16 protein-coding genes and 1 pseudogene are annotated in these 14,834 nt (G+C 67.7%); 8 read left to right on the plus strand and 9 right to left on the minus strand.

Annotated features, from left to right (window positions below; genetic code table 11):
• Positions 1 to 339: 339 nt before the first annotated feature.
• Positions 340 to 1,059 carry a hypothetical protein gene (locus tag ABQJ56_RS04085; RefSeq protein WP_367843713.1) on the plus strand — a complete coding sequence of 240 codons (720 nt, stop codon included), beginning with the start codon at positions 340 to 342 and terminating at the stop codon, positions 1,057 to 1,059.
• Between the two features lie 20 nt (positions 1,060 to 1,079).
• Here ABQJ56_RS04085 and ABQJ56_RS04090 read toward each other — a convergent pair whose 3' ends face one another.
• Positions 1,080 to 1,952, minus strand: coding sequence for an aldo/keto reductase family oxidoreductase (locus ABQJ56_RS04090; RefSeq protein ID WP_367843714.1), 873 nt, complete (start codon positions 1,950 to 1,952; stop codon positions 1,080 to 1,082).
• A gap of 111 nt (positions 1,953 to 2,063) precedes the next feature.
• Here ABQJ56_RS04090 and ABQJ56_RS04095 point away from each other — a divergent pair, with 111 nt between their 5' ends.
• The 3 genes from ABQJ56_RS04095 to ABQJ56_RS04105 all read left to right on the plus strand — a co-directional run bounded on the left by ABQJ56_RS04095 (position 2,064) and on the right by ABQJ56_RS04105 (position 4,419).
• A complete protein-coding gene (locus tag ABQJ56_RS04095; protein WP_367843715.1) occupies positions 2,064 to 2,975 on the plus strand; it encodes a LysR family transcriptional regulator in 912 nt (303 codons plus the stop codon).
• A 107-nt stretch (positions 2,976 to 3,082) separates the two neighbouring features.
• Positions 3,083 to 3,562, plus strand: coding sequence for a VOC family protein (locus ABQJ56_RS04100; protein WP_367843716.1), 480 nt, complete (start codon positions 3,083 to 3,085; stop codon positions 3,560 to 3,562).
• 203 nt (positions 3,563 to 3,765) lie between these two features.
• Entirely contained in the window at positions 3,766 to 4,419 is a 654-nt protein-coding gene (locus ABQJ56_RS04105; protein WP_367843717.1) for a glutathione S-transferase family protein, read from the plus strand.
• Positions 4,420 to 4,560: 141 nt separating this feature from the next.
• Here the strand turns inward: ABQJ56_RS04105 and ABQJ56_RS04110 are convergent, their stop codons facing one another.
• From ABQJ56_RS04110 to ABQJ56_RS04125, 4 genes and pseudogenes are all read right to left on the minus strand, one after another.
• Positions 4,561 to 5,040: a YybH family protein gene (locus ABQJ56_RS04110; RefSeq protein WP_367843718.1), complete on the minus strand. Its 480-nt coding sequence runs from the start codon at positions 5,038 to 5,040 to the stop codon at positions 4,561 to 4,563.
• 157 nt (positions 5,041 to 5,197) lie between these two features.
• Positions 5,198 to 5,413: a hypothetical protein gene (locus tag ABQJ56_RS04115; RefSeq protein WP_367843719.1), complete on the minus strand. Its 216-nt coding sequence runs from the start codon at positions 5,411 to 5,413 to the stop codon at positions 5,198 to 5,200.
• The gene (locus tag ABQJ56_RS04120) at positions 5,413 to 5,664 is read right to left on the minus strand and encodes a c-type cytochrome (protein ID WP_367843720.1); all 252 of its coding nucleotides are present in this window, start codon (positions 5,662 to 5,664) and stop codon (positions 5,413 to 5,415) included. Before ABQJ56_RS04120 ends, ABQJ56_RS04115 begins: the two co-directional genes overlap by 1 nt.
• A pseudogene (locus ABQJ56_RS04125) lies at positions 5,661 to 7,264 on the minus strand (flavin monoamine oxidase family protein). Before ABQJ56_RS04125 ends, ABQJ56_RS04120 begins: the two are co-directional and overlap by 4 nt.
• A gap of 211 nt (positions 7,265 to 7,475) precedes the next feature.
• Between ABQJ56_RS04125 and ABQJ56_RS04130 the strand changes: the two are divergent.
• On the plus strand, positions 7,476 to 8,306 hold the full coding sequence (locus ABQJ56_RS04130) for an AraC family transcriptional regulator (protein ID WP_367843721.1): 831 nt from the start codon (positions 7,476 to 7,478) through the stop codon (positions 8,304 to 8,306).
• A 31-nt stretch (positions 8,307 to 8,337) separates the two neighbouring features.
• Positions 8,338 to 9,411, plus strand: a complete 1,074-nt coding sequence (locus ABQJ56_RS04135; protein ID WP_367843722.1) for an alpha/beta hydrolase family protein — start codon at positions 8,338 to 8,340, stop codon at positions 9,409 to 9,411.
• A 113-nt stretch (positions 9,412 to 9,524) separates the two neighbouring features.
• Here the strand turns inward: ABQJ56_RS04135 and ABQJ56_RS04140 are convergent, their stop codons facing one another.
• A complete protein-coding gene (locus ABQJ56_RS04140) occupies positions 9,525 to 10,364 on the minus strand; it encodes a helix-turn-helix domain-containing protein (RefSeq protein WP_367843723.1) in 840 nt (279 codons plus the stop codon).
• A 118-nt stretch (positions 10,365 to 10,482) separates the two neighbouring features.
• Positions 10,483 to 10,872, minus strand: a complete 390-nt coding sequence (locus ABQJ56_RS04145) for a hypothetical protein (protein ID WP_367843724.1) — start codon at positions 10,870 to 10,872, stop codon at positions 10,483 to 10,485.
• A 393-nt stretch (positions 10,873 to 11,265) separates the two neighbouring features.
• On the opposite strand from ABQJ56_RS04145, the gene ABQJ56_RS04150 reads away from it, so the two are divergent.
• Positions 11,266 to 11,820 carry a YaeQ family protein gene (locus tag ABQJ56_RS04150; RefSeq protein WP_367843725.1) on the plus strand — a complete coding sequence of 185 codons (555 nt, stop codon included), beginning with the start codon at positions 11,266 to 11,268 and terminating at the stop codon, positions 11,818 to 11,820.
• 457 nt (positions 11,821 to 12,277) lie between these two features.
• Here ABQJ56_RS04150 and ABQJ56_RS04155 read toward each other — a convergent pair whose 3' ends face one another.
• Positions 12,278 to 13,135 (minus strand): PA4780 family RIO1-like protein kinase, encoded by an 858-nt coding sequence (locus tag ABQJ56_RS04155; RefSeq protein ID WP_367843726.1) that lies wholly within the window; start codon positions 13,133 to 13,135, stop codon positions 12,278 to 12,280.
• A gap of 313 nt (positions 13,136 to 13,448) precedes the next feature.
• Entirely contained in the window at positions 13,449 to 14,159 is a 711-nt protein-coding gene (locus tag ABQJ56_RS04160) for a YceI family protein (protein ID WP_367843727.1), read from the minus strand.
• A 240-nt stretch (positions 14,160 to 14,399) separates the two neighbouring features.
• Here ABQJ56_RS04160 and ABQJ56_RS04165 point away from each other — a divergent pair, with 240 nt between their 5' ends.
• Positions 14,400 to 14,825: an Sbal_3080 family lipoprotein gene (locus tag ABQJ56_RS04165; protein WP_367843728.1), complete on the plus strand. Its 426-nt coding sequence runs from the start codon at positions 14,400 to 14,402 to the stop codon at positions 14,823 to 14,825.
• The last annotated feature ends 9 nt before the right edge of the window (positions 14,826 to 14,834 follow it).

Consider the following 14,834-nt stretch of genomic DNA (forward strand, 5'->3'; position numbering starts at 1 on the left):
ATCGGGATGCTCCGTTTCGTGTGCTTGGCGGCTCACGTTCGGAGTTTCCCCGATGGACTCCTGCATACGTCAAACTTCTACAGCCTCCCCGGCAGAGCCGGGGGGACTCCCTTGCTGGTCTAGTCCCGCCGGCAACGGGCGGGGTGGTTGGCCGTGAAAAGGCGCCTGGAACAAGGTTCCCGGCGCCTTTTCATGCGTTCGCCACCGAGGGATACCCTTCGCTGACCAGGGACCGGATCGCCCGGTTCGACCTTCCCCGTGCTTCCCTGCCGATTTCGCTGTCCGGACGGTCCGTGTGACCATGCCCGCCGTCCCGTCCAACAGCGAAGAGGCAAGTCCATGAAACCCATCGGCCAGCGTTTCCTGGCGATCTATGCCGGCGTGCTCACCGTGGTATTCGCCGCCACGGTGCTGAGCGGCTTTGCACAGACACCGAAGAAGCTCTCGCTAGACGAACTGGACGTGCACCGCATCAACGTGCGCGAACCCGACGGCACGCTGCGGCTGGTGATCTCCGACGCCGCCACCGCACCGGGCATCATCATCAAGGGCAAGGAATACCCGCACCCCGACCGCAAGGCCGCCGGCATGATCTTCTACAACGACGAAGGCACCGAGAACGGCGGGCTGATCTTCGGCGGCGAGAAGGACAAGGACGGCACCCGGGAATCGCACGGCCACCTGTCCTTCGACGCCTACGAGCAGGACCAGACCATGGCGCTGGATTCCCACCAGGAAAAGGACGGCCGCTACACCAGGCTGCAGTTCAACGACTACCCGGATTATTCGATCCTGGAGGAAATCCGGCTCATGGCTTCCATCAAGAACCTGCCGCCCGGCCAGCAGCAGGCCCGGATGAAAGCCTTCTTCGCCGAGCACGGCGGCCCGACCCGGCGCATGGTGCTCGGCCGCAACACCGATGGCAGCGTGCAGCTCGCCATGAACGACCTGCAGGGCCACCCGCGCATCGTGATGAAGGTCGCCGCGGACGGCTCGCCGTCACTGCAGATGCTGGACGGCAGCGGCAAGGTGACGGGCGAGCTGGTGCCCGGGCACTGACCCGCGGCAGACCGCTGCCGTCACACGCTGGCGCCTATCGTCGCCAGCTCGGCCAGCGCCGCCTCGTCGAGCCGGATCGCTGCGGCCGCCAGGTTCTCGCGCAAGTGGGCGAGCGAGGACGTGCCCGGGATCAGCAGGATATTCGGCGCGCGTGCCAGCAGCCATGCCAGCGCCACCTGCATCGGCGTGAACCCCAGCCGGCGGGCCACGCCCGACAAGGTGTCCGACTGCAGCGGGGTAAAGCCGCCCAGCGGGAAGAACGGCACGTAGGCGATGCCCGCGCGGCCGAGTTCGGCTATCAGCGCATCGTCCCCGCGGTGGGCGAGGTTGTAATGGTTCTGCACGCAGACCACCTCCGCGATGCCGCGCGCCTCGGCCAGCTGCGTCGCGGTGACGTTGCTCAGGCCGAGCTGGCGGATCAGCCCGCGCTGCTGCAGTTCGGCCAGCGCGGTGAACTGCGGCTCGATCGAGCCCTCGGACGGCTCATGCACGTCGCCCATGACGCGCAGGTTCACCACGTCCAGCGCGTCCACGCCCAGGTTGCGCAGGTTGTCGTGCACGGCGGCGGCAAGCTCGGCCGGACTCTGCGCCGGGTTCCACGAGGCATCGGCGCCGCGTACCGCGCCGACCTTGGTCACGATCACCAGCTCGTCCGGGTACGGATGCAGCGCCTCGCGGATCAGCCGGTTGGTCACGTGCGGGCCGTAGAAGTCGCTGGTGTCGATATGGTTCACCCCGCTCGCCAGCGCCTCGCGCAGCACCGCCAGCGCCGCGGCGTGGTCCTTCGGCGGGCCGAACACGCCCGGGCCGGCCAGTTGCATGGCGCCGTAGCCCATGCGGTTCAGCGTGCGGCGGCCCAGGGCGAAGGTGCCCGCGTTCGTCAGCTTGCTCATGATCGTCTCCAGACAAGGGCGGCCGGATGGCGCCGAGGCCCGCACTGTACGCCGCGGATTCCTGGTTGATAATCCGGCGTAATCGGCACGGGCCGTGCGGGAATCAGGACAATGGACACAGAGCTGCGGGATCTTTTCGCCTTCCTCGCGGTGGTGCGCGCCGGCGGCTTCCGCGAAGGCGCACGCGGCAGCGGCATGTCGGCCTCGCGCCTGAGCGAGAGCGTGCGCCGGCTGGAAGCGCACCTCGGCGTGCGCCTGCTCCACCGCACCACGCGCCACGTCGCGCCCACGGAGGCAGGCCAGCGCCTGGCCGAACGGCTGTCGCCCGCGCTGGGGGAGGTACAAAGCGCGCTCGACGTGGTGAACCACTACCGCGATCGTCCCGCCGGCACGCTGCGGCTCAACGTGCCGGCCACGGTGGCGCGGCTGGTGCTGCCCGCCATCGTCACGCCCTTCCTCAAGGCCTACCCGGACATCCGGCTGGAAGTGATCGTCGAGGACAGCTTCGTGGACGTGCTGGCGGCCGGCTGCGACGCCGGCATCCGCTACGACGAACGGCTGGAAAAGGACATGATCGCCGTGCCGATCGGACCGCGCATGCAGCGCATGGCCACCGCCGCCGCGCCGGCCTACCTGGAAGCGCGCGGCCGCCCGCGGCACCCGCGCGACCTGCTGCAGCACGCCTGCCTGCGGGGGCAATTCGCCAGCGGCGCCATCCCGACCTGGGAATTCGAGCGCAAGGGCGAGATCCTGCGCGTCGATCCCGACGGCCCCCTGCTGGTGCGCCTGGGCGCGTCGGTGGACCTCGCCGTCGCCGCCGCGCTGGACGGCCTCGGCATCATCCACCTGTTCGAGGCCTGGCTGCAGCCGCACCTGGACAGTGGCGCGCTGGTGCCGCTGCTCAAGCCCTGGTGGCAAGCCTTCAGCGGCCCGTACCTCTACTACCCCGGCCGCAAGCACCTGCCCGCGCCGCTGCGCGCGTTCGTCGATTTCGTGAGGGCCGCCGCGAACGGGCATGCGTGAGCCCGGGCATCACGAGGGCCGCGTGCACATCGTCGATGTCGATCTGCGCAGCCTTCGTTCGTCGAAGAAATGAGAACCCCCTGCCGCCCTGAACCTGGAGAACCGGGATGACCCGCAAGAACACGATCTGCCTCTGGTACGACGGCACCGCACTGGATGCCGCCACGTTCTACGCCAAGACCTTCCCGGACAGCGCCGTGGGCACCGTGTATCGCGCGCCGGGCGACTACCCCGCGGGCAAGCAGGGCGACGTGCTGACGGTCGAGTTCACGGTCATCGGCATCCCGTGCCTGGGCCTCAACGGCGGCCCGGGCGTTCCGCACACCGACGCGTTCTCGTTCCAGGTGGCCACCGCCGACCAGGCCGAAACCGACCGCCTGTGGAACGCCATCGTCGACCACGGCGGCCAGCCCAGTGCCTGCGGCTGGTGCAAGGACAAGTGGGGACTGTCGTGGCAGATCACCCCGCGCGCCCTGATGGCCGCGATCGCCGACCCCGATCCCGCCGCAGCCAAGCGCGCGTTCGACGCCATGATGACGATGACGAAGATCGACATCGCCGCGATCGAGGCGGCACGGCGCGGCTGACGAACGCCCGTTCTCCTGAGCGTAGGCCGAAGGCCGAAGTCGAAGGACACGCCGGCGATGGCCTGGCCACACTCGGCGGCGCTTCGACTCCGCCCGCAGCGCGGGCGACGCTCGGCGTGAACGGTTGGGAGTCGGATGACCGCCAGGCAGGCGCGACTACACCTCGTTATTCATGACGTCACGACATCACCCGGAGCCTCCCCATGCCCCCCACCATCACCGCCTTCAAAACCTCCCCCGACCGCGGCCAGGGGCTCGCGCGCGACATGCGCGTGCGCTGGGCGCTCGAAGAAGCGGGCCAGCCTTACGAGGTTCGCCTCGTTTCGTTCAAGGCGATGAAGGAACCCGCGCATCGCGCGCTGCACCCGTTCGGGCAGATTCCCACCTACGAGGAAGACGGGCTCGCCCTGTTCGAGTCGGGCGCCATCGTGTTCCACATCGCGCAGCGCCACGCGGGCCTGCTGCCGGACGAGGCGAACGCCCGGGCACGCGCGATCACCTGGATGTTCGCCGCGCTCAACACGGTGGAGCCGCCCATCCTCGACCTGCAGACCGCCAGGTTCCTGGAAGGCGACAAGCCCTGGGCCGCGGAACGCCTGCAGCTCGTCAAGGATCGCATCCGCGCCCGGCTGGGCGAACTTTCCGTTTACCTGGGCGAGGCCGAGTGGCTGGCCGGCGCGTTCAGCGCGGGCGACCTCGTGATGGTGCACGCGCTGCTGCGGCTGAGGCCCTCCGGCATCCTGGACGAGTACCCGAACCTCGCCGCCTACGTCGCCCGCGGCGAAGCACGGCCGGCCTTCAAGCGTGCTTTCGCCGCCCAACGGGCGGTGTTCACCGGCAAGGCGGCAACCGGCTGACATGGATGCGCCCGAAGAGTCGTGTCGGGAACCATCTCGGCCGTGACCGTGGCGAGGCGGTGGCTGCCGAGGCGGCTGCGCATGCAAGTGCGCCGTACGCGCGATGCAGGCATCGCCCAGGTCGGCGAATCGACGGCTGCCTCAGCTGGAATGATCCAGGATGATTTTCCAGCCATCGCGCGTCTTCTCCCACACCAGCGAGAACACGCCGTCATCCTTGCTCACTTCGCCGTGGGCGTTGCGGTCGAGGTGGTAGTGGCCGGTCATGATCGCGTAGCGCACCTCGCCGCCGGAACCGGGCAAAAGGCGCACGTCGAGTGCGGAGAATGCGAGCCGGCCCATCTGCGCCCGGTTGGCGTAGGACTTGCGGTAGTCGGCAAGAACCGCCTGGTAACCCTTGTGCACGCTGTTGCCGACGAAGGTGGTGTCGGGCGCATCCTTGTAGCAGTGCATGAAGTCGACCACGTCGCCGCGGTTCCACGCCGCCTGCGCCTGATCCATCACCTGGTCGATGGCGGTGACGTCGCTGCTCGCGGCTGCCGCCCGGGCCGGCCCGATACTTCCAAGGCCGGCCATGGCCAGCAGAAACGCGAGTCCGATGAAGAAAACCTTCCTCGTCATGGCGTGCTCCGTGTGCGGTGAGTGATGTCATGCGGTTCGGCAAGCCTGGTCCCGGGCGCTTCCGCGCGCGGGCATCGACCCGTCCGCCGCGCGAGTTCGCCGGCCTCGGCCCGCATGCCGGATTCGAGCCGCGCCGGCAACACGGCAGGCGCCCGTTTCACGGCGGCCCCTTGGTTGCGGGATGCAGGGCCGCGACCCGGGCGGCCGTGACCGTGTCGCGGTAGTGATTGCCGGAGTGGCTGCGCACGTAATTGACCACGCGCGCGATCGCGGCATCGTCCAGGCCGGTGTGCGCATAGGCCTCCAGCCCGCGATAGTCCGGGCGCGGCCCGAACGAGGGCATGTCGTCCCTGCCGTTCAACACCATGGCCATCACGTAATCCGCCGAGGCAGGCGCGCATCGCCGGCCAACGCGGGGAACCGCCCGGCGCCGCTGGCGCCGCGTGCATCGGGCATGTGGCAGGCCTGGCAGATGTGCTCGAAGATCTGCTGCCCGCTGGCCTGTGCCAGTTGTCCGGCATCGAGCATCGGACCAGCCTGGTCGGCAGCATTCGACGTGCCGCCGGCAACCGTTCCAACGCAAGCGACCAGCACACCGAGAAGCGTGCGGGATATGGTGTTCATGCCGACGCTCCTGCCGTGACACGCTGGTGCAGGCGCCCGATCGCGTCCAGCGCCGACGTGATGGCACCCTCCTGCCAGGCCGGCAGCCGGGATGCGTGTTCTCCGGCCAGCGCGATGCGACCGTCGATGCGGCACAGGTCGTCATAATGTTTCGCGCGCAGCGCGTCGCTCCATTCGCCGTAGCAGCCCATCACGAAAGGCACCCGGTTCCAGGCCACGGTCACGCCGTTGTCGAATTCGCGCTCGTACTGCGGATGGATCTGCGCACCCTGGCGAACGACCTCGCGCAACCGTTGCGCGGGCGTCATGGCAGTGAACTCGAGCGCCGGGGTGCCCCAGGCGTAGGCGCCCAGCAGTACGCCCTTGCCCGGGCTCTGGTAATCGCAGGACGGATAGCTGATGTTGCCGATGGGCAGGTCGGTATAGGTGTTGCCGCCGAAGATGTGATCGTCCTCTTCCCAGAACCGGCGCTTGAACTGCAGCCCGGCCTGAACGCGGCCGCATACGGCACGGCGGCGATGGCCTCCGCCATGGCGGCTCCCACGTTCATCGGAATCTGCGCCAGCACCGACAGCGGGATCGTGCACAGGCAGCAGTCGGCGCGCGCCTGGCGCGGCGGCCCCGGCTTGCGCGCATCCACGTAGGAGGCCGTCATGCCCTGCGCGTCCTGCCGGATGCGCGTGACCTTGGCGTGGTACTCGATCGCGTTGCCCAGCTCGCGCCCGAATGCTTCGCCGATGCGCCCCATGCCGCCGGCCGGCTGGAACAGCGTGGTCTGCATCTCGTAGATATTGGCCCAAAACAGCTGCCGCCAGAGCCCGGACTGCAGCAGCTCGTGCGTGTCGATCGGCTGCGAATACACCGGCTTGCCGTCGAGGCCACCGCCCGGGTCCTTCCGGTAGCCGCGCACGGCGCTGCTGGCGTTGCTGCACACGTAGCGGTAGTTCGCGTCCAGCGCGCCGGTGCTGCGCAGGCTCGACAGCAGTTTTTCCCGGTCCTCCTTGCCCAGCGGCGCATCCAGTGCTCCCTGGTTCACTGCCTTGGCCAGCAGCTCCGATACGCTGCCGCGATAGTCGGCATCGATGCGGCGGTAACGCTGCGGCTTGCCACCGAACGCCTTGCTGTCATGCAGGTAGGCGTTGTGGTTGACCTGGACGAAGGCCTCCAGCGGCACGCGCAGCAGCTTGCAGTAGTGCAGCAGGTTGTCGTGATGGTACGGAATCCGCCACGGCCCCGGATTGATATACAGGCCCTCGTCGTAACGGCAGTCCTGGCGTGCGCCGCCCAGTTCGACATAGCTGTCGCCGCCGCGCAGCGACCAGTTGCGCCCGCCCGGGCGGCCGTTGTACTCCAGCACCCGCACCTGGTAGCCCGCCTCGCGCAATTCGTAGGCGGCCGTCATGCCAGCCAGCCCGGCGCCGAGTATGAGCACGGAGGCTCCCGCGGGCGCCCGCCCGAGCCGCGCGGGGATGCGTGCGGATTCACGTGCGAAACCCAGCGCCGACATGGCCTGGTACATCGCCGCACCACCGGCCCCCAGGCCGATCATGCGCAGCACGTCGCGCCGGCTCGGCGAAAAACTCGCATCACCTGGTGACATTGGATTTTCCCCGGCACGCACGGCACCGTGGCCCCGGCAGGCGTCGTGCTCCGCGCCACTATGCGCCGAAGCCGCTCCTTCGATCCGGCCCGACGCCCCACCCGTTCGCTGCCTTTTCACCCGCAGGCCGGGCCGCCCGCAAGAACGATCAAACGCGGCCGGCGAGGCTGCGGTTACCCTGCATCCCCGACTCCACCGCCAGGTTGCACGGATGGCCGCTGCCGAAAAAGCGCTCTGGTTCATCGAAAGCCATTACAGCGAGGAACTGTCGCTCGGCCGCATCGCCGAGGTGGCCGGGGTCTCGCCGTTCCACCTGGCTCGGCTGTTCCAGGCGATGACCGGCTGCTCTGTGGTGCGCTACCTGCGCGCACGCCGGATGACCGAAGCCGCGCGCCGCCTCGCCGCCGGCGCGCCGGACATCCTGGAGGTGGCGCTGGCCAGCGGCTACGGTTCGCACGAGGCATTCACGCGGGCCTTCGGCGAACAGTTCGGCCTGAGCCCGGCCAGCGTGCGCGAGCGCGGTTCGGTGGCCGGCCTTGCGCTGGTCGAACCGTGGCGCACCGCCGATGGCGTGCAGGTGGCGCTGGACGAGCCGCGCCTTGCCCACGACGGCACGCGCCTCATCGCCGGGCTCGGCTGCCGCTACACGCCCGACACCACGCAGGGCATCCCGGCGCAGTGGCAACGCCTGTCCCTGCACCACGCGGCCGCGCTGCCGAAGCGGCAGACCGCGTACGGCGTGTGCTGCAACAGCGACGACGAAGGCAGCTTCGAGTACATCGCCGGCGTGGACGTGCCGGGCTTCGGCGGCCTGGACCCCGCGCTCAGCACCCTGCGGCTGCCGGCACGCGCGTACGTGGTGGCCACCCACCACGGCCACATCTCGGAGATCCGCCACACCTGGCAGGCCTTCGTCGGCGACTGGCTGCCACGCTCGGGCCTGCAGCTCGTCGATGCACCGGAATTCGAGAAATACGGCGCGGATTTCGACGACACCAGCGGCATCGGCGATGTCGAGATCTGGCTGCCCCTGCAAAGCTGACCCTCCCGCCATCACCCTCGACGAGGACCGCATGACTGCTCGCACCCTTCTCATCGCCCTGGCCGCCGCGTCGCTGGGCGTCTGCACCCTGGCCCGCGCCGGCGCGGTGGGCGAGACCCATCGCGTGGCGCACACGCCGAGCGCCGCGCTGCGCGATGCGCAGCACCGCGACGAACTGCGCATCACCGTGTGGTATCCGGCCGCAGGCAACCCCGCCGAGACGCCGCTGCAGATCGGCCCGCCGGAGCAGCCGCTGTTCGACGCCGGCCGCGCCGCGGCCGACGCGCCCTTCGCGCCGGGCCGGCACCCGGTGATCCTGTTCTCGCACGGCTTCGGCGGCAGCGCGCGGATCATGGCCTGGTTCGGCACCGCGCTGGCGCGTGCCGGCGACGTGGTGATCGCGGTCGATCATCCCGGCACCAACGCGCGCGACCCGGTCACCATGGCCGGCAGCCTGCTGGTATGGGATCGCGCGGTGGATCTGCGCGCGGCCCTCGATGCGGCCGGCGCCGATGCGCGCATCGGCCCGCATCTGGACATGCGGCGGCTGGGCGTGGCGGGCTTCTCGATGGGCGGCTTCACGGCCCTGGTGAGCGCCGGCGCGCGAGTCGACCTCGACCACATCATCCGCTTCTGCCAATCGCATGCCGCCGACGCCACGTGCGCGGCGCAGGCCGAGGCGCCCGACCAGACCATGGCGGCGCGCGAGCAGGCGCTGAAGGCGCCGGCGATGGCGGCGCTGGCGAAACACGCCGGCGACGACTACGCGATTCCCGGCATCCGCGCGGTGTTCGTGATGGCGCCGGGCGGCATCGAGGCGCTGGCCCCGGCCAGCCTGCGCACGCTGGCCACCCCGGTGAGCATCCTGCTCGGCGCTGCCGACCCGGTGGCCCCGCCGGCCAGCAACGGCAAGCTCGCCGCGACACTGCTGCCCCATGCCACCCTGAAAACGCTCCCCGGCGTCGGCCACTACGACTTCCTCGCCGACTGCACCGCACTGGCCCAACGGCAGGAACCGCTGTGCCGGCACATCCGCGTACTGCAGCAGCAAACCCATGCCACCGCGATCGCCACCGCGGAGGCGTTCTTCGCCAGCCATCTCTAGGGAAACCCCCGATCCAGGCCGGGGCCCGTCGTTGCTCCCCTCTCCCGCTTGCGGGCATGCAGCGAGGCGTCGTGGATGGCGCCGGCCTTGAGGAGCGAAGAGAGGGCAAGGCGTCAGGGCTTCATCGCGCCGGCCATCAGCGCGCGATGAAGCACGTCGGTCTGCTCGTCCGCCGGATACATGCACTCGATGCGCAACTCCTGCGTTGCGATGGTCTGCGGCGCGCCGACCGTGGTGACCATCGAAAAATAGTTGAGCACGCGGCCGTCCTTGACGAAGCCCAGCGGGACCATCGGCAAGGTCGGCTCCGCCATCGCCGTGTCGTCCTGCCGCAAGGCATCTCCCGCTTCCGGATAGGCCCGCAGCGTGGCGAGCAGATCCCGGGTGCGTTCGTCGGTCACGTGCCCCACCGACTCGCGATGCACGCGCTGGATGAGGCTCTTCGCGGTGCGATCCCAGTGCGCGATGAAGGGACGCAGGCCGGCGGGGTCGAACATCAGCTGCAGCAGGTTGCGGGGCTTCGGCCACGCCTCAAGATCGACGAACGTGCCGAAGAAGCGCGGCGTCGATGCGTTCGTCATGGACACGTTCCAGTAGCGGTCCATCACCACCGCGGGAAAGGGCTCGTGCTGGCGCAACACGCGCTCCAGCGCGGCGTTCACGCTCTTCATCGCGCCGGCGTTCCAGGCATCCTCGTCGTAGATCGGCGCGAAACCCGCGGCCAGCAGCAGGCGGTTGCGCTCGCGGAACGGCACCTCCAGTCCCTGCGCGATATTCATCAGGGTCTGCCGGCCCGGCGCGCTGCGGCCGCTTTCGATGAAACTGAGATGGCGCTGGGATACGCCGGTATCCAGCGACAGCTCGATCTGGCTCTTGCCGCGCGTGCCGCGCCAGTAGCGGAGCAGTTCGCCCAGTTCGCCGCCTGCGGCGGCCCCGGTCGGTCGGATGGTCATGCGATGTCACCTGCAACGTCCGTACGAGGGAAGCGGCGCCGGGGGATCATGCGACGCCCGAGTGCGCACCGGAACCCCGATACATGCACTCCGGCATCGCATGATCCACCGCGCCGCATCAGAACGCCGTCGGGCCTACCGCACCGAGCCAGCGACGGACCTTGGCCGGCTCCTTCTCGTCCATGTAGAAAAAGTGCGTCATCGTCGGCCGCACGACCGGCAGGGCCGGATCGTCGAAGCTCATCTGCACCTTGCCGTGGAACACCTTGATCGAACCGCCATCCCAGTACTCCACCACGTCGTGGCGGGCGGTGAAGCCGCGGTCGATGAACTGGCGAAGGTTCTCGCGGATGCTGTCGCGGCCATGCCAGTCGGCCACGCCGAGGTTGCAGACGGCATCGTGCGCGAAGCAGTCGAAGCCCTTGCCGAAGGTCTTGTCGTCGATCTCCTTCCAGAAATCGAGCAGCCATTGCGGCGGTTCTTTGCGGGTGAAAGTCATCGTGGTCATCGCGTCTCTCCTGGGTATCTGGATGGGCACCTGGCAAGGTGCCCGGAGTGACCCGAATGTCAGTCGATGCGCATCGTTTCGTCGGGCGTGAAGCCACTATCCGCGACATGCCGCCTGCCAGCAATGACGTGCGAGGTAATAAAAGACGCGCGGAAATCCCTGCCGGCCGCCTTGTGCGTGGCCGGCTCGTCGCTGCCTGGGACACCTCTCCACCCGCCGGCGGCCGAAAGCCATCGATGCGGCCACCGAAGTAGAAAAGACGGCCGAGGACCATCCGTCCGCTGCTGGACCACCCTGGAATTGTCCCTGGCACCTTTCCCGCGCGAGTTGCGTGGAGGCCATGAACAAGCGCCCAGGGCGTAGAATGGGCGGTTACCTTTTCCTGGCATCCCCATGGCTCTCACCGCCACCATCCACAAGGCCGAGCTGTCGATCAGCGACATGGACCGGCACTATTACGCCACCCATCCGCTGACCCTGGCCCGGCATCCTTCGGAAACCGAGGAACGGCTGATGGCGCGTCTGCTCGCCTTCGCGCTGTATGCCGACGAACGGCTCGAGTTCGGCAAGGGCCTCAGCGACACCGACGAACCGGCGTTGTGGCGCAAGGCGTACACCGACGAGATCGAACTGTGGATCGACGTCGGCCTGCCCGACGACACGCGCTTGCACAAGGCCTGCAACCAGTCGCGGCGAGTGGTGGTGCTGGCCTACGGTGGCCACGCCGCCGACATCTGGTGGAGCAAGATCGCCAATACGCTCGCCCGCCACGACAACCTCAGCGTGCTCGCCATCGATCCCGTCGACATGCAGAAACTCGCCGCCCTGTGCGAACGCACCATGCGCCTGCAATGCCTGATCCAGGACGGCGAATTGCAGCTGATCGCCGGAGACACCACGCTGGCGATCCGCCCCGACATCCGCATGGGTGACTACGCCGCCGCCTGAGCCCGGCCGATCCATCCGGCGTCCTTGGACTCAATGGCTGAAAGGCACCGGCTTCCTGCTTGACCAGCCTTCGGCTGTTGAAAGGCGCCTCGCGGGAACGACGGAGATTTTTCGAGGTGCCCGGCAGGAGCGGCTTCAGCCGCGATGTTTTTCGTCACCTGTGCCAAGAGCATCGCGGCTGAAGCCGCTCCTACGGGAAAGCGAGGCGACCCGCGAATAATTTCATCGTCGCGAAAGCGGTTTTGAACAGGTTCCGGCCCCAGCCGCCACGCAAAAGTGCCACTATGCCGCTGCGGCGAATCCCCGTGCGCAGGAGCATCCCATGAAAGGCATGGAACAGAAAAAGGGCGACAAGAAGAAACCCCTGAAGACGGCCAAGGAAAAGAAAGCCGAAAAGGCAGCCAAGAAGGCCGCCAAGCGCTGAGCAGGCGCCGTCGCGCAGCGGTCAGCGCCGGCTTCAATCCGCTGCCTGCGCCGCCTCGCGTCCCTGCTGGCGGATGATCGCCTCTTCGCGCGCGTCGATGATCGACTGCATCACGCTATCGATGTCCACCGCGCCCTCGTCGAACTCGAAGTGGCCGGTCAGTTCGCTGTCCGGCCGCAGTTCGCCCTGCTCGAACAGCGCCCACATTTCCTCGGCGTAATGGCTATCGAGCAGTTCCGGCGCGAAACGCGACAGGCTGATCGTGATGTTGCCCACGTCCCGCCGCAACATGGTGCGCGCGGCGTTGTTGCCGGCGGCGCTGACCACCTGCGGCAGATCGATGATGACCGGACCATCGGCCGTCACCAGCACGTTGTATTCGGACAGGTCGCCGTGGATCAGTCCCTCGCACAACATGCACGCGATCTGGCGGACCAGGAAGCGGTGGTATTCACGCGCCGTCTGCGCCGACAGCTCCACCTCGCCCAGCCGCGGTGCCGAACGGCCCTCGGCATCGGTGACCAGCTCCATCACCAGCACGCCACCGAAATAGCCGTACGGCCGGGGCACCCGCACACCCGCGGCCGCCAGTTGATACAGCGCATCCACCTCGGCGCTTTTCCAGGCCGCCTCGGCTTCCTTGCGCCCGAACTTGCTGGCCTTGCCCATCGCGCGCGCCTGGCGGCTGCCGCGCACCTTGCGGCCTTCCTGGTACTGCACGCGCTGCTGGAAGCTGCGCTGGGCCATGTCCTTGTAGACCTTGGCACAACGCACCTCGTCGCCCGAGCGCACGACATAGACCGACGCTTCCTTGCCGCTCTTCAGCGGGCGCAGGACCTCGTCGATCACGCCGTCGTCGATCAGCACCTGCAGGCTGGCGGGGGGTTTCATGCGCGGGAAAGCTCGCTGACGGAAAAAAAGACCCGCCATTATGACCGACTGGCCGTTATTGATCCGGCCCGCCCATAGCTACCACCGATGTCCTTCGACTTCCGCGCTCCTCGAAGCTGCGACCATCCATGGCCGCTCTCCGCGTACGCTTCGCTACGCTCAGGACGAACGGTGCGGGCATCGTATTCGCGGGCTGGATCAACAATCGACCCGTCAGCCTGGTTCTGTCCGCGTCAGGCGGAAGCCGCCCCGGAATGGCATCCGGGCGGCCTGTCAGTCCAGGCCGGCCCGATCTGCGCCGTTTCGACCGCTTTCATTTGTCCTGAACCGCTTCGACCTGGATGCGGAGGGTCACTTTCATGTCCATGCCGAACGACTTGCCGCCATCGAGTCCGAAGGCGTCGCGCTCGAACGTTCCCAGCGCATCGGCACCGCAACGCAGCCGCGGCTTGAGCATGAAATCGGGGACGCACTTGAAGCGATCGATGCTGAGTGTCAGCGGCCTGGTCACCCCGCGCATCGTCAGCGTGCCGATGACTTTCGTCGGCGCGCCATCGACGAAATCCGCGAGCCTGCCCCGATAGCGCGCCGTCGGGTATTTCTCCACGAAGAAGGTGCCGCACTCCGTCTGGCACATCGGCGCCTTGGCGCCCAGCATCACCTTGTTCAACGCCGGGTTGCCGAAGTCGATGCTGGCGATATCGACGGTGACATCCACCGTGCCGGTCTTGGCCGCCGCATCGAGCGTGGCGGTGCCGGTGCTGTGGTCGAACTTGCCGCGCCAGATCGACAGGCCCATGTGATCGGCCTCGAAGCTGGGGTACGTGTGGTCCGGATCGAGGGTGAAGTGCATCGGCGTGGCCGTTGCCATGACCGGCATGGTGGCCAGCAGCACAAGGGTGACAAGGCGCATGGTGGATTCTCCTTGGGGTCTGGCGTGGTGGATCGCGGCTGGCCGGATGCCGGCTTCGGAGGAACGACGAACGGCGGAGCTGCGGATCGACACGTCGGGAAGACGGTGCATTGCCCCTGGCATCGGGCGCCGGCCCTGCTGGTCGCCCAGGCATTCCCCACAGCACTTGTGGCCAGCCCCCATGCGACAAGCATCACGACTTTCGGTCCATTCCCTCATTTCCTTCTGTCAGGCAACGGCGCACCTGCTCGATGCCAAACCGCAAGAAAATGTTGCGCCACGCTTCCTTGGCACACTAACCTCCCGCGGCCCGAAGGTCACTGTCGACGGGCATCAAAACAGGGGAAGTCGATGAAGCACACCGTAATCATAGGAGCCGCGCTGGTGCTTGCAGCTTGCACGAGCGTCAACGTCAAGCCAGTGAATCGCAGCGCCGCCATGAAGCACGTCTGCATACACCTCAACCCAGCCGTCAAAGTCGATGACTTTGTCTTGGTCATGGAGGATGGATTCCAGCGGCATGGGATCAGCACCGAAACTTTTGCTGATAAAGCGCCAGAGAACTGCCGATACCAGGTTGAATACACGGCACTGCGCTCTTGGGATTTCTCGCCCTATCTTTCCCATGCGGAAATTCGCATTGTGGAGGGCGGGATGTCCGTTGCCTCGGCAACGTACCATCTGAATGGCAAAGGCGGCCTGGATTTGGGTAAATGGAAAGGCACCAAGGCCAAAATTGATCCGGTGATGGATCAATTGTTGGCCGGCATCCACTGAAACGCATGC

It is taken from the genome of Rhodanobacter geophilus (assembly GCF_040812275.1).
In the GTDB taxonomy this organism is placed as follows: Bacteria; Pseudomonadota; Gammaproteobacteria; order Xanthomonadales; family Rhodanobacteraceae; genus Rhodanobacter_A; species Rhodanobacter_A geophilus.

Bases quoted from the DNA above. Each gene is read 5' to 3' on its own strand.
- ABQJ56_RS04085 (WP_367843713.1), top strand. From the start codon at position 340: ATGAAACCCATCGGCCAGCGTTTCCTGGCGATCTATGCCGGCGTGCTC.
- ABQJ56_RS04120 (WP_367843720.1), bottom strand. From the start codon at position 5,664: ATGAACACCATATCCCGCACGCTTCTCGGTGTGCTGGTCGCTTGCGTT.
- ABQJ56_RS04100 (WP_367843716.1), top strand. From the start codon at position 3,083: ATGACCCGCAAGAACACGATCTGCCTCTGGTACGACGGCACCGCACTG.
- ABQJ56_RS04140 (WP_367843723.1), bottom strand. From the start codon at position 10,364: ATGACCATCCGACCGACCGGGGCCGCCGCAGGCGGCGAACTGGGCGAA.
- ABQJ56_RS04130 (WP_367843721.1), top strand. From the start codon at position 7,476: ATGGCCGCTGCCGAAAAAGCGCTCTGGTTCATCGAAAGCCATTACAGC.
- ABQJ56_RS04150 (WP_367843725.1), top strand. From the start codon at position 11,266: ATGGCTCTCACCGCCACCATCCACAAGGCCGAGCTGTCGATCAGCGAC.
- ABQJ56_RS04110 (WP_367843718.1), bottom strand. From the start codon at position 5,040: ATGACGAGGAAGGTTTTCTTCATCGGACTCGCGTTTCTGCTGGCCATG.
- ABQJ56_RS04160 (WP_367843727.1), bottom strand. From the start codon at position 14,159: ATGCACCGTCTTCCCGACGTGTCGATCCGCAGCTCCGCCGTTCGTCGT.
- ABQJ56_RS04090 (WP_367843714.1), bottom strand. From the start codon at position 1,952: ATGAGCAAGCTGACGAACGCGGGCACCTTCGCCCTGGGCCGCCGCACG.
- ABQJ56_RS04165 (WP_367843728.1), top strand. From the start codon at position 14,400: ATGAAGCACACCGTAATCATAGGAGCCGCGCTGGTGCTTGCAGCTTGC.
- ABQJ56_RS04115 (WP_367843719.1), bottom strand. From the start codon at position 5,413: ATGGCCATGGTGTTGAACGGCAGGGACGACATGCCCTCGTTCGGGCCG.
- ABQJ56_RS04105 (WP_367843717.1), top strand. From the start codon at position 3,766: ATGCCCCCCACCATCACCGCCTTCAAAACCTCCCCCGACCGCGGCCAG.
- ABQJ56_RS04155 (WP_367843726.1), bottom strand. From the start codon at position 13,135: ATGAAACCCCCCGCCAGCCTGCAGGTGCTGATCGACGACGGCGTGATC.
- ABQJ56_RS04135 (WP_367843722.1), top strand. From the start codon at position 8,338: ATGACTGCTCGCACCCTTCTCATCGCCCTGGCCGCCGCGTCGCTGGGC.
- ABQJ56_RS04095 (WP_367843715.1), top strand. From the start codon at position 2,064: ATGGACACAGAGCTGCGGGATCTTTTCGCCTTCCTCGCGGTGGTGCGC.
- ABQJ56_RS04145 (WP_367843724.1), bottom strand. From the start codon at position 10,872: ATGACCACGATGACTTTCACCCGCAAAGAACCGCCGCAATGGCTGCTC.